Genomic DNA, 12,973 nt, shown 5'->3' with positions numbered 1-12,973 from the left:
AATGAACGAGATGATCGCCGCAAAAGACGTGCGCTTTCGCTATACCCCGGAAAACCCCTACGCGGTGGACGGCGCGTCCATGACCATCCGCAAGGGCGAGTTCGTGGCGGTGCTGGGCGCCAACGGCTGCGGCAAGTCCACCCTGGCCAAGCATTTCAACGCCATCCTGCTGCCCGAGAGCGGCACCGTGACGGTGGAGGGCATGGATACCCGGGATGAAAGCCACCTGTACGACATCCGCCAGACCGTGGGCATGGTGTTCCAGAACCCGGACAACCAGATCGTCGCCACCGTGGTGGAGGAGGACGTGGCCTTCGCGCTGGAGAACCTGGGCGTTCCCCCGGCCGAGATCCGCGCCCGCATCGACGAGGCCATGCAGATGTCCGGCATCTACAAGCACCGGGAGAAGGCCCCCCACAAGCTGAGCGGCGGCCAGAAGCAGCGTGTGGCCATCGCGGGCGTGATCGCCATGCGGCCGGACTGCCTGGTGCTGGACGAAGCCACCGCCATGCTGGACCCCCGGGGCCGGGAAAAGGTGATGGAGACCATCCACCACCTGAACAAGGATTTCGGCATCACCGTGGTGAGCATCACCCACTATATGGAGGAGGCCGCTCAGGCCGACCGGGTGCTGGTGATGAGCGAGGGCCACGTGGTCATGGAGGGTACCCCGAAAGAGGTATTCAGCCAGACCGAAAAGGTGCGCGCCCTGCGGCTGGACGTACCCCAGGCCGCCGAGCTGCGGGATGAGCTGGTGAAGGCGGGTCTGGACCTGCCCGAGGGCATCATCACCGAGGACGAGTGCGCCGCCGCGCTCTACGAGCTGCTGAAATAACAGCGAATATAAAAATGAAAGCGCCATCTTGCAAGCAAGAGGCACATTTCCGGGGCTGAAAACCCCTTTGCAGTAAGGATGTGAAACCATGGCAGCTATCATTGAAACGCGCCATCTGACTCATATATACAACGCCGGCATGCCGGACGCCACCACCGCTCTGGAGGATGTGAGCTTCGCGGTGGAGGAGGGCGACTTCGTGGGCATCATCGGGTCCACCGGCAGCGGCAAATCCACCCTCATCACCCACTTCAACGGCATTCTGAAGCCCACCAGCGGTCAGGTGCTGCTGGACGGTAAGGACATCTGGGCCAAGGGCCAGGACATCCGCAAGGTCCGCTTTTCGGTGGGCCTGGTGTTCCAGTACCCGGAGTACCAGCTGTTTGAGGAGACCATTTACAAAGACATCGCCTTCGGCCCCAAGAACATGGGTCTGAGCGAGGAGGAAATCGACCGGCGGGTGCGCCGGGCGGCAGCCTTCACCGGCCTGCCGGAGGACTATCTGGAGCGCAGCCCCTTTGAGCTTTCCGGCGGTCAGAAGCGCCGGGTGGCCATTGCGGGCGTGCTGGCTATGGAGCCCCGCGTGCTGGTGCTGGACGAGCCCGCCGCAGGCCTGGACCCGGAGGGCCGGGACATGATTCTCAGCCAGGTCAAGCGCTACCACAAGGAAACCGGCACCACCGTGCTGCTGGTGAGCCACTCCATGGAGGACATCGCCAAATATGCCGACAAGGTGCTGGTGATGGACCAGAAGAAGATCGCCATGTACGACCGGGTGGACAAGGTGTTTGCCCGGGCGGATGAGCTGCTGGCGCTGGGCCTCTCGGTGCCGCAGGTGACCAAGATTTTTTTGAAGCTGCGTCAGATGGGGCTGGACCTGCCCCAGGACGTATACACCGTGCCCTGGGCGGTCAAGACCATCCTGGAGGCAAAGGCCCGCAAGGAAGCCAAGGGGGAGGGGACCACATGCTGAAGGACATCACCATCGGGCAGCACTTCCCGGGCGATTCCATCGTGCACCGCACCGACCCGCGGCTGAAGATTCTGCTGGTCATCGCCTACATTGTGCTGCTGTTTACCATCAACAATTTCCTGGGCCTGGCGCTGAGTCTGGTGCTGCTGGCGGGCCTTTACATGCTGGCAAAGATCCCGCTGCGCATCATCCTCAAGAGCCTGAAGCCCATCATTCCCATCATCGCCTTCACGGCCATTCTGAACCTGTTCTTTATGGGCGGCGAGGGCGAGCCGCTGATCCATTTCTGGGTCATCAAGGTGTATAAAGAGGGCATCGCCTACGCCATCTTCATGGCGGTGCGCATCGTGGCCCTGATCGCGGGCACCGGCCTGCTCACCTACACCACCAGCCCCATCGTGCTCACCGACGCCATCGAGCGGCTGCTGTCGCCCTTTGCCAAGCTGGGCCTGCCGGTGCACGAGCTGGCCATGATGATGACCATTGCTCTGCGGTTCATTCCCACCCTGATCGAGGAGACCGACAAGATCATGAACGCCCAGAAGGCCCGCGGCGCCATGCTGGACAGCGGCAGCGCCAAGGACCGGATCAAGGCCATGGTGCCCATTCTGATCCCGCTGTTCATCTCGGCCTTCCGCCGGGCGGACGAGCTGGCCATGGCCATGGAGTGCCGGTGCTACCGGGGCGGCGAGGGCCGCACCCGTCTGAAGGTGCTCAAGTTCCAGCCCCACGACTGGGGCACCGTGGCCTTCTGCGCCGTTACCTTCGGCCTGGTCTGGGCCACCCGCTTTGTGATGCCGGGGGTGCTGTAAGGCCATGAACATCCTGCTGGACATCAGCTACGACGGCAGCGGCTTCTGCGGCTTTCAGGTGCAGAACAACGGCCTGTCGGTCTGTCAGGCGCTGCAGGACGGGCTGGAGGCCCTGCTGGGCACCCGCCCGCCGGTGAAGGGCTGCTCCCGCACCGATGCGGGGGTCCATGCCCTGCACTACGCGGTGAATTTCTGGGCGGACTGCCGCATCCCCATGGAAAAGCTGCCGCTGGCCTTGAACCAGAAGCTTCCGGCGGCCATCCGGGTGAACCGGGCCATGGAGGTGGAGGAGGAGTTCCACGCCCGTTACGCCGCCCACGAAAAAACCTATTGCTACCGCATCTGGAACAGCCCCATCGACAGCCCCTTCGGGGCGGGCTGGCATCACCGGCTGCCGGGCAAACTGGACGAGGCCGCCATGCAGGCGGCAGCGGACCGGTTCGTGGGCAGCCACGATTTTATGAGCCTGTGCTCGGCTGGCTGCGAGGTGGCTTTGCGGGGCAGCACCGTGCGCACCATCAGCCGGTGCCGGGTGCAGCGCACCGGGGACCTGGTCACGGTGACCGTCACAGCGGACGGCTACCTCTACAACATGGTGCGGATTCTGGCGGGTACGCTGGTTCTGGCGGGCCAGCACAAGCTGGACCCGGAGCGGGTTCCCGCCATTCTGGAAAGCCGGGACCGCAGTCAGGCGGGCCCAACCCTCCCGGCCCAGGGCCTGTTCCTGGCCTGGGTGGATTATCCCGAGCTGCCTGCGTGGCAGGCGGGCAAGCCCCAGGGGGAACCGGGGCGCATTTTGTGACGAAGAAATGAGAAAGGGGGCGGGGATATGGAAACCAATCAAACGCCCGGCGGGGCAAAGCTTACCCGCCTGAGCGCACTGCGGCACCGCCGCCGGATGCGCAGGCTGCGCACCGCGGCACTGGCACTGGTGGTGCTGCTGGCGCTGGCGCTGTATGCCAGCGGCATTTTCGGCCGTGGCTTGGCGCTGCTGAGCGATGTGGTGGAATCCGCCCGCATCGGGCTGCAGCCCGGCGGCGGCTGGCCGGTGAAGACCGGCATCGCCGAACCGCTCCAGGTGGAGAGCCTGGGCGGCGGCTTTGTGGAGCTGGGCAGCAAGGACCTGGTGGTCTTTTCCGCCCGGGGCGCACAGCTGCGCAGCATCGCCCACAACTATGCCCGCCCGTGCATCAGCAGCGGCAAGACCCGTTTTGTGCTGTATAACCGGGCCGGGTACGAGCTGCGGGTGGAAAGCAGAACCCGCACACTGTATACCAACACCTACACCCAGCCCATTCTGCTGGCGGAGATGGCCTCCAACGGAACGGTGGCGGTGGTCACCGATTCCAGCCGTTATCTGGCGGAGGTCACGGTTTACGACTCCACCTTCCAGCCCATCTACCAGTGGTACCCCAGCGATGCCGAGGGGGTGCCCGCTCAGATCGCCTTTTCCCAGAACGGAAAGCGGTTTGCGGCGGCCTGCCTGAGCGCCGAAAACGGCCAGCTGGCGGTGAAGATTCATCTGCTGGACCTGAATTCCAGCACCATCGGCCTGACCATCGATGCGGGCACCAGCCCGGTGCTGCAGATGCACTGGCTCAGCGCCAGCAAGCTGCTGGTGGTGTTCCAGGGCCGGGTGGCAGTGTACGACACCAGTACCGGCGAACAGCTGGCCACCTACAGCTATCCCAGCGGCACGCTGCTCAGTGTGTCGGTGAGCCAGCGGGCGGTGGGCATTCTGATTGGCTCGGAAATGGCTGACGCCCCGGTACGGCTGATCCTGCTGGATACAGGCTGCCAGGAAACCGGCACCGTTTCGGTGCCCGCACCCGCATCCAAAGTGGTGTGTACCCGTTCCGGCGCGTATGTATTACGGGGCAGCAGTGTTGCCGCCTACGATCTGGAAGGGGAAGCCCTGTGGGAAATGACCACCGACAGCCAGCCCCAGGCGGTGCTGAATGCCAAGAATCTGCTGGTGTTCGGCGGCGGTCAGGCGGCTCTGGTGACCCAGCCCGCCGAGGAATGACCTCGGCCACGCGCAAAAATCCAAAAGAAAACGAGGAAATGACCCATGACCATTGCCAATGGCTTTGACCTGATTCTGCTGGCGATCCTGCTGCTGGTTGCCATGCGCTATGCGGGCAAGGGCTTCGCGGCCGCACTGGTGCAGTTCGCGGGCAACCTTGCCAGCCTGCTGGGCGCAAGCATCTTCAGCCAGAACATCGCCCCGGTGCTGTTCACCAGCTTTTTTGAAAACAACTTCACCACCAGCATCGAAAAGACCCTGGCCGACGGCGGCCAGCTGCAGCTGGACCAGCTGGTGGAAAAATACGCCGGTTTTCTGCCGAATGAGATTCAGCAGAGCATCATCCAGTCCGCGGGCGGCGTGCTCACCGGCAGCGCCCCCGAGCTGGCCGAGCAGGTGGTGAATCAGGTGATCGCTCCGCTGCTCACCCCCATCATTGCCATTGTGGTGTTCTTTGTGGCCTTCGCGCTGTGCAAGGTGATCGTGGGCTTTGTGGTGGCGGTGCTCACCAACTTCAACCGTATCCCCATCCTGGGCGGCGTGAACAAGCTGCTGGGCTTTGCCATGGGCCTGCTGGCCGGTGTGGTGGATCTGTATCTGATCCTGTGCGCCGTGTGGGCGATCATTGTGGTCACCGGCGGGTCCATCCCCTGGCTCAACCAGCAGGTGCTGGGCGACAGCATCGGCTTCTCGCTGTTTGGGCAGTTCAATCCGTTTTATTAAGCCGGGCCCTTGGCCCCGGCGCCCCAAAGAAAGGGAAATGAGATATGCTTTGTGTACGTTGTAAAAAGCGCACGGCCATTGTGTTCGTGCAGCGCATGGAGGCTGGCCAGCCCAAGCAGGAGGGCTATTGCCTCACCTGCGCCCGGGAGCTGGGCATCAAGCCTGTGGACGACCTGATGAAGCAGTTCGGCGTCTCCGACCAGGATCTGGAGAACATGGAGGAGCGCATGAGCAGCTTCATGGAGGAAGCGGGCGAGAACGGCATGTTCCCCTTCGGCCCCATGGGCGGCCAGGAGGACCCGGACGCCGACGAGAACAATGAGGGCGATGAAGACGGCTTCACCCCCGGCGGCAGCGCCACCTTCCCCTTCGGCTTCGGCGCGAAGGAAAAGAAGGAAAAGGACGGCGAGAAGAACGAAAAGGGCAAAAAGCCCCGCTACAAGTTCCTGGACAAATACTGCGAGAACCTGACCGCCAAGGCCAAGGCCGGCAAGCTGGACGAGATCATCGGCCGCGAGCAGGAGATCTACCGCACCATCCAGATTCTGGCCCGCCGCCAGAAGAACAACCCCTGCCTGATCGGTGAGGCGGGCGTCGGCAAGACCGCCATCGCCGAGGGCATTGCCCAGCGCATCGCCCGGGACCAGGTGCCCTCCTGCCTGAAGGGCAAACAGCTGTATCTGCTGGATCTGACCGGTCTGGTGGCCGGTACCCAGTTCCGCGGCCAGTTCGAGCAGCGGGTGAAGGGCCTGATCAGCGAGGTGAAGAGCGCCGGAAACGTGATTCTGTTCATCGACGAGATCCACAGCATCACCGGCGCGGGCGACAGCGAGGGCGCCATGAACGCGGGCAACATCCTGAAGCCCGCCCTCAGCCGCGGTGAGATCCAGGTGATCGGCGCCACCACCTTTGCCGAGTACCGCAAATACATCGAGAAGGATCAGGCGCTGGAGCGCCGCTTCCAGCCGGTCAAGGTGGGCGAGCCCAGCCTGGCCCAGGCCATTGAGGTGATCAGCGGCATCAAGAAATACTACGAGAAGCACCACGGTGTGGAGGTCAGCCAGCCCATCGTGGCCGCGGTGGTCAACCTGAGCGAGCGCTACATCTCCGATCGTTTCCTGCCGGATAAGGCCATCGACCTGCTGGACGAGGCCTGTGCCTGCTGCAACCTGCGTCATCCGGAGATCAGCCAGCTGGCCGATACCCACAAAAAGATCGCCGCGCTGGAGGCTGAGGAGCTGGCGGCGGAGCAGTCCGGCGAGGGCGAAGGCCAGGCCGAGGACTACTATGCCCGACTGGCCCAGATCAAGACCGATCTGGCCCGCCTGCGGGAGGAGCTGCCCGCTCTGGAGCTGAAGGCCGGCGGCATCCAGGTGGAGATGGAGGACGTGGCCAAGGTCATCGAGCTGTGGACCGGCATCCCCGCCGTAAAGGTACAGGAGAGCGAGTTTGCCAAGCTGGTGAACCTGGAGACCGAGCTGAAGAAGCACATCATCGGCCAGGATGAGGCGGTGAGCGCGGTGGCCCGCGCCATGAAGCGGGCCCGGGCAGACCTGTCCGGCCGCCGCCGCCCGGCGAGCTTTTTGTTTGTTGGCCCCACCGGCGTGGGTAAGACCGAGCTGGTCAAGCAGCTGGCCAACCAGCTGTTCGACTCGGTGGACCCGCTGATTCGCTTTGACATGAGCGAGTATATGGAGAAGCACACCGTCAGCCGCCTGATCGGTGCCCCTCCGGGCTACGTGGGCCACGACGAGGCGGGCCAGCTCACCGAGCAGGTGCGCCGCCGTCCCTATAGCGTGGTGCTCTTCGACGAGATCGAGAAGGCCCACCCGGATGTGCTGAACATCCTGCTGCAGATCCTGGACGAGGGCCGCATCACCGACAGCCAGGGCCGCACCGTGAACTTTGAGAACACGGTCATCTGCATGACCAGCAATGCGGGCAGCACCGAGAAGACCGGCGAGACCGGCTTCAACAAGAGCGCTGAGCAGATCAGCGAGAACAAGATGATGAAGGCGCTGGGCGATTTCCTGCGGCCGGAATTCCTGGGCCGTGTGGATGAGATCGTGGCCTTCAAGCCGCTGAACGAGCAGAGCCTGTGCCGCATCGCCGGGCTGATGCTGGACGAGTACCGCCAGCCCATGGCCGACAAGGGCCTGGCACTGGAGTACACCCCCGCTGCTCTGGAGCAGCTGGTGAAGGAGTGCGGCGGCGTGAAGTTCGGCGCCCGCGACCTGCGCCGGGTGATCCGCAAGCAGGTGGAGGACCCCCTGGCCGAGCGCTTTGTGGCGAGTACCCTCACCGGAACGGTGAAGCTGGACGTGCAGGACGGCAAGCTGGTACTGCTGTAATCTTGCGCTTGTCTGCATAAGAAAAACCTGTTATAATAACAGCAAGATTGCCCGGCCCGGCCGGGTATCGGGGCCCCGGCTCTGCGCTGAGCAGAGCTGGGGCTGCCGTGTATTCTGGCATGTTTCGAAGTTGTAACCAAGAGGTATCGATTTTCTTAAGAAAATCGCAAGAATTTTTGGAAAAATGAAATATTTCAGGGCGCAGGTATCGTTTGTAGAATGGAGGCGCTCAAGAAGGAGCGTGATTTTGTGGCCTCGCAAACCCCATGCACCCAGCAGCAGATGGAGCGGCTGGTGGACGAATACGGCAACGGAATGCTGCGGCTTTGCTGCATGTATCTGGGGGACGTGCATCTGGCTCAGGACGCTGTGCAGGACGCCTTTGTGAAAATCTATCGGGCCTGGCCCGCCATCTCGGATCCGGCGGCGGAAAAGGCCTGGGTGATGAAGATCACCGTGAATGTGTGCAAGGATTATCTGCGCAGTGCCTGGAAGCGGCGGGTCAGCCTGGTGGACCAGTACCCCGAGCTGCCCGCGGGCCAGGAGCCCCGTTCGGAAGAAGGCCGCCTGATCCAGGAGATCATGGCCCTGAAGCCGAAGTACCGCGAGGTCATCCTTCTGCACTACTATCAGCAGCTGCGGGTGGGCGAGATTGCCGCCATTCTGGGCGCGCCTCAGTCCACCGTGAGCATCCGGCTTCACCGGGCGCGGGAGCTGCTGAAAAAACGTTTGGAGGGAGGGCCCTATGAGGATCTTTGACGACAAACGCTGCGACGATACCATCCGCCTCGCGATCGATCGCGAATTGGGAAGCATCCAGTTGGATGCTTCCCAAAAGAGTGCTATCCTGGCCCAGTGCAGGCCCAGCCTGACCGTAGCGCCGCGCCGCCGCCCGGTGCGCCGTGTGCTGGCGGTGGCGGCAAGCTTTGCCGCGGTCATGGTGCTCAGCGCCGGTACCCTGGCCGCCGCGCCGGAGCTGCGGGAAAGCCTGAAGGGCCTCTCGGAGGACACCATTGCCATCCTGCAGCCGGTGAACGAGGTGAGCGAGGACCAGGGCATCCGCATGGAGGTGCTGGGCGCGGTGAACGACGGCGGCGTGGCCGTGGCGTTCCTGAGCCTGCAGGATACCACCGGGCAGGGCCGTGTGAGCGATACCGTGCTTCTGAAGGACTGCCGGATCAGCGATGATATGGGCGGTGCATTCGCCAATGTGGTAAGCTACGACGAGACCACCGAGACCGCAATCCTGCGCCTGGAGAGTATGGGCGTGGATGCCGATGCAGGCGAAAAAATCACCGTGAGTGCCCGCTCGCTGCTCAGCGGCGAGCAGCAGGTGAGCGATGAGTCCACCGGCTACACCGTGAGCGAGCTGCTGGCAAGCGGCCCGGCCGCGGAATACGCGGCCCCCGAAGAGGGGATGGTCATGGGCAGCATGGCGGGTGTGGCAGATCCGGAGCATGCGGAGATCAGCATGGAAGAAATCGAGCAGCTGAAGGATTCCGGTAAGGTTCCGGTGCTGAAGCCCTGGGCCGAGAGCCTGAAGATCGACGGCGTGGACTGGGCCAGTGTGGCTGCCGCCGCCAAGATCGGCAACCAGCTGCACATTCAGTATAATACCGACAGCGTGCTGGGTGGTGTGAACAGCCTGAGCTTCCGTTTGAAGGATGCTTCCGGCCAGGTGCTGGATCTTCCCATGCTGGAACTGAACATCGGCCCCCGCACCGAGCTGAGCCAGGAGCTGTATTACACCGAGACCAACGAATATGTGCTCTTTTTGCCCGAGGGCCAGGACGTGGGCGATATGGAAGTGGTCTACAGCGGCACCACCTATGAGTCTCTGACCCAGGGCGAATGGTCCACCACCTTCCGGCTGGAGCAGGTGAAGGAGCGGCTGCAGAGCAAGCTGAACCTGGACCTGGGCGGCTGGACGGTGGAGAGCGTGACCATCTCTCCGGTGGCGCTCACCGTGCGCGGCAGCGGCGATATGTGGGATATCAGCGGCGAGATGCCAATGCCGGAAATCAGCATTCAGCTGCAGGACGGCACCCAGGTGGAGACCTCTGCCGCCGGCACCTCGGTTTCCGATGAGGGCGTGACCCTGAACAGCATGTTCAACGAAATCCTGGATCTTTCCCAGGTGAAGTCGGTCACCCTGAACGGTGAAGTGCTGGATATGGAATACATTACTGAGTAAACCAAGAACCCCGCCGGAAGAATTTCCGGCGGGGAATTTTTGTGCCGCGTTGAAGCAAAAAGGAAAGCCCCCGGAAACCTCCGGGGGCTTTCTTATGTGTTGCGGGAAATGACAGGGAAGCTTAGTCCCGATGGATGGAGAGGATCTCATCCGCCAGATCGGACTGGGGAGTCAGCTCGCTCTCGATGTAGCTTTCCAGGAAGGTGCGCATGCTGTTGCGGCTGTAACGGTTGCCGTGGATGATCTGGCCCAGGCGGCGCACGGTCTTTTCCACAGTGTCGTTGATCAGGATGTAGTCATACTGACCGGCGCACAGAACCTCTTCCTGCGCGGTTTCCAGCTCGGAGCGGATCTTCTCCTCGGTCTTGGTGGAATCCGAACGCAGACGGCGCTCCAGCTCTTCCCAGGAGGGAGGCATGATGAAGATCAGGGTTGCATCCGGGCAGAGGGTGCGGATCTTGGTGGCGCCCACCACATCCACGTCCAGAATTACGTTGCGGCCTGCACGGCGCAGCTTTTCTACCGCGTTCTTGGGGGTGCCGTAGCCATTCTGGCCCCGGTATACGTATTCCAGCAGCTGCTGGGAACGGATCAGCTGCTCGAACTCCTGATGGCTTACAAAGTAGTGGTCCTCACCGTCTTCCTCATCCGCCCGGGGAGGCCGGGTGGTCACGGAAACACATTTGCAGGCATTGGGATGCTCGGCAATGTAGTTGGTGATGACGGTGCTCTTGCCTACGCCGCTGGGACCGGAAATGATGACCAGCTGACCATACTCCGCGATTTTATCAAAATAAGTTTTCTCAACGCTCATAACTGAAAGCAACCACCTTTCCAAATAATGTGCGGGGGACCTGTTACCTTCATTATGGTACGTTTTGTGTTAAAAGTCAATAAAAAACGAGAGGATATACGGAAAAGTTTTCGATATCTTATACAACAACCTGTTTTGCTTTAAAAATGCTCACAGCGCCAGTGGATGGCCGTTCAGAACCGCACCGGCAAGCTGCTCACCCCGGTAGGTGAGCTTGAGCAGAAAAAAAGGTTCCTCCTTCGTCAAAAGCTCCAGAAAGACCCGGTCGCCTTCCCAGAGCTTCAGCGCGGGCACGTCCTCCTTTTTCACCCAGGCAAGCTCGCCCTCGTTGCAGTCGGTGAGCTGCCCTTCAAAGCCGTCCGCCGTGAACAGGTGCATGTACTCGGTGGGCCATTCGTCGGACACAAAGGTCACAATGCCCCGGCAGCGCCAGCGGGTGAGGGTCAGGCCGGTCTCCTCCTTTACCTCCCGTACCAGGCATTCGTCCGGGCTTTCGTTTTCCTCGAACTTGCCGCCCACGCCGATCCATTTGCCGGCGTTGGGGTCCTGGTGCTTTTTTACCCGATGAAGCATCAGGTAGCGGCCGTCCTGTTCAATGTAGCAAAGAGTGGTGTTTTTCATGGGTTCTCCTTATTTTGCCTGAGCCTTTCGGCGCGAATGATGCGGTGCGGTTTTATTTGTCGTACCAGTATTTCCGGTCCAGGCTGCGGTACTGCAGCGCCTCGGCCACATGGGCCGCTCCGATGGTTTTGCTGCCGGAAAGGTCTGCAATGGTGCGGCTTACCTTCAAAATCCGGTCGTGAGCACGGGCGGAAAGCCCCAGCCGGTCAAAGGCCGCCCGCAGGGTGGCGGCAGCCGCGTCGTCCAAACGGCAGACCTGACGCAGGGCCCGGCTGGGCAGGTGGGCGTTGCAGGTCACGCCGGTGGTCTCGAACCGGGCCAGCTGCACCGCCCGGGCGGCCAGTACCCGCTCCAGAATGGCGGCGCTGCATTCGCCCGGCTCCTCGGCACTCAGCTCGTCGTAGGCCACGGGACTTACATCCACGTGCAGGTCGATCCGGTCCAGCAGCGGGCCGGAGATGCGCTGACGGTACCGCTCCACCGCGCTGGGCGGGCAGGTGCAGGGCCGGGTGGGATGGCCGAAAAAGCCACACCGGCAAGGGTTCATGGCGGCAACCAGCATGAAGCGGCTGGGGTAGGTGGCGCTGCCGGAGGCCCGGCTCACCGTGACCACGCCGTCCTCCAGGGGCTGGCGCAGCACCTCCAGGGCATCCCGGTGGAATTCCGGCAGCTCGTCCAGAAACAGCACCCCGTTGTGTGCCAGGCTCACTTCGCCGGGACGGATCTGGGCGCCGCCGCCGGCCAGAGCAGGGGCGCTCACGCTGTGGTGGGGGCTGCGGAAGGGCCGCTGGGTCAGCAGGCCGCTGTTTCCGGGCAGCAGACCGGCCACCGAATAGATCTTGGTACACTCCACTGCCTCGGGGCGGGTGAGGGGAGGCAGGATGCCCGGCAGGCGGCGGGCCAGCATGGATTTGCCGGTGCCCGGCGGGCCGATGAGCAGCACATTGTGGCCGCCCGCAGCGGCGATTTCCAGCGCGCGCCGGGCCATCAGCTGGCCGCGCACATCGGAAAAATCCAGCCCGCCGGTGTGCCCCTGGCCCGAGAAGGGCGGGCAGACCGCGGCGGTCAGCTTCGCTTCGCCCCGCAGATGGTCCGCCACCTGGCGGGCGGTGTCGGCCCCGTAAACGGTCAGGCCCTCGGCTGTGGCCGCCTCGGCGGCGTTTTCGGTGGGCACGAACAGCTCGGTCACGCCGTATTCCGCTGCCGCCAGCGCCATGGGCAGGATGCCCTGCACCGGGCGCAGCGCGCCGTCCAGCGACAGCTCGCCGATAAAGGCCTGGTGCGCTCCAGGCACGGGCAGCTGCCCGGCGGCGCACAGCAGGGCCAGAAACACCGGCAGATCGTAAAGGGGGCCGGTTTTGCGCACGTCCGCCGGGGCCAGATTCACGGTGATCCGGCTGGAGGGCCAGGAAAAGCCCAGATTCTTCACCGCGCTGCGCACCCGGTCCGCCGCCTCCTTGACCGCGCTGTCCGGCAGGCCCACAATGGACAGTTGAGGCAGCCCGCCGCTGATATCCGCTTCCGCTGTGACGGCAAAGCCCGCAAGGCCCCGCACGCCAAAGCTGTTCACTTTTGCAAACATGACATTCGCTCCGTTATTCCGAAATTTCAGGGCGATGCCGCA

At 63.0% G+C, this 12,973-nt stretch carries 12 protein-coding genes; 9 read left to right on the top strand and 3 right to left on the bottom strand.

Translation table 11 applies throughout. The annotated features are described in order from the left end of the window. The first annotated feature begins 1 nt into the window (after position 1). The 9 genes from PH256_RS02555 to PH256_RS02515 all read left to right on the top strand — a co-directional run bounded on the left by PH256_RS02555 (position 2) and on the right by PH256_RS02515 (position 9,914). Positions 2-835, top strand: a complete 834-nt coding sequence (locus PH256_RS02555; RefSeq protein ID WP_087183271.1) for an energy-coupling factor transporter ATPase — start codon at positions 2-4, stop codon at positions 833-835. Positions 836-923: 88 nt separating this feature from the next. After that, entirely contained in the window at positions 924-1,808 is an 885-nt protein-coding gene (locus tag PH256_RS02550) for an energy-coupling factor transporter ATPase (protein ID WP_270912860.1), read from the top strand. Continuing rightward, positions 1,802-2,620, top strand: a complete 819-nt coding sequence (locus PH256_RS02545; RefSeq protein ID WP_270912859.1) for an energy-coupling factor transporter transmembrane component T family protein — start codon at positions 1,802-1,804, stop codon at positions 2,618-2,620. Before PH256_RS02550 ends, PH256_RS02545 begins: the two co-directional genes overlap by 7 nt. A gap of 4 nt (positions 2,621-2,624) precedes the next feature. After that, positions 2,625-3,422, top strand: a complete 798-nt coding sequence (gene truA, locus PH256_RS02540; protein WP_087183274.1) for a tRNA pseudouridine(38-40) synthase TruA — start codon at positions 2,625-2,627, stop codon at positions 3,420-3,422. 27 nt (positions 3,423-3,449) lie between these two features. After that, positions 3,450-4,646, top strand: a complete 1,197-nt coding sequence (locus PH256_RS02535; RefSeq protein ID WP_270912858.1) for a DUF5711 family protein — start codon at positions 3,450-3,452, stop codon at positions 4,644-4,646. 45 nt (positions 4,647-4,691) lie between these two features. Then, positions 4,692-5,369, top strand: coding sequence for a CvpA family protein (locus PH256_RS02530; RefSeq protein WP_087183276.1), 678 nt, complete (start codon positions 4,692-4,694; stop codon positions 5,367-5,369). 44 nt (positions 5,370-5,413) lie between these two features. Continuing rightward, the gene (locus tag PH256_RS02525; protein WP_270912857.1) at positions 5,414-7,720 is read left to right on the top strand and encodes an ATP-dependent Clp protease ATP-binding subunit; all 2,307 of its coding nucleotides are present in this window, start codon (positions 5,414-5,416) and stop codon (positions 7,718-7,720) included. Between the two features lie 249 nt (positions 7,721-7,969). Next, positions 7,970-8,479 carry a sigma-70 family RNA polymerase sigma factor gene (locus PH256_RS02520; RefSeq protein WP_270912856.1) on the top strand — a complete coding sequence of 170 codons (510 nt, stop codon included), beginning with the start codon at positions 7,970-7,972 and terminating at the stop codon, positions 8,477-8,479. Continuing rightward, positions 8,466-9,914: a hypothetical protein gene (locus PH256_RS02515; protein WP_270912855.1), complete on the top strand. Its 1,449-nt coding sequence runs from the start codon at positions 8,466-8,468 to the stop codon at positions 9,912-9,914. Before PH256_RS02520 ends, PH256_RS02515 begins: the two co-directional genes overlap by 14 nt. A 121-nt stretch (positions 9,915-10,035) precedes the next feature. On the opposite strand, the gene gmk is transcribed toward PH256_RS02515, so the two are convergent. From gmk to PH256_RS02500, 3 genes are all read right to left on the bottom strand, one after another. After that, positions 10,036-10,728 carry a guanylate kinase gene (gene gmk, locus PH256_RS02510; RefSeq protein WP_087183279.1) on the bottom strand — a complete coding sequence of 231 codons (693 nt, stop codon included), beginning with the start codon at positions 10,726-10,728 and terminating at the stop codon, positions 10,036-10,038. 150 nt (positions 10,729-10,878) lie between these two features. Then, positions 10,879-11,349, bottom strand: coding sequence for an NUDIX hydrolase (locus PH256_RS02505; protein ID WP_270912854.1), 471 nt, complete (start codon positions 11,347-11,349; stop codon positions 10,879-10,881). A gap of 52 nt (positions 11,350-11,401) precedes the next feature. After that, positions 11,402-12,931 (bottom strand): YifB family Mg chelatase-like AAA ATPase, encoded by a 1,530-nt coding sequence (locus tag PH256_RS02500; protein ID WP_270912853.1) that lies wholly within the window; start codon positions 12,929-12,931, stop codon positions 11,402-11,404. Between the last annotated feature and the right edge of the window lie 42 nt (positions 12,932-12,973).

Origin of the sequence: Allofournierella sp. CML151 (assembly GCF_027853465.1) — a bacterium.
Classification (GTDB): domain Bacteria; phylum Bacillota; class Clostridia; order Oscillospirales; family Ruminococcaceae; genus Allofournierella.
This window is presented reverse-complemented; position numbering and strand designations above follow the sequence as displayed.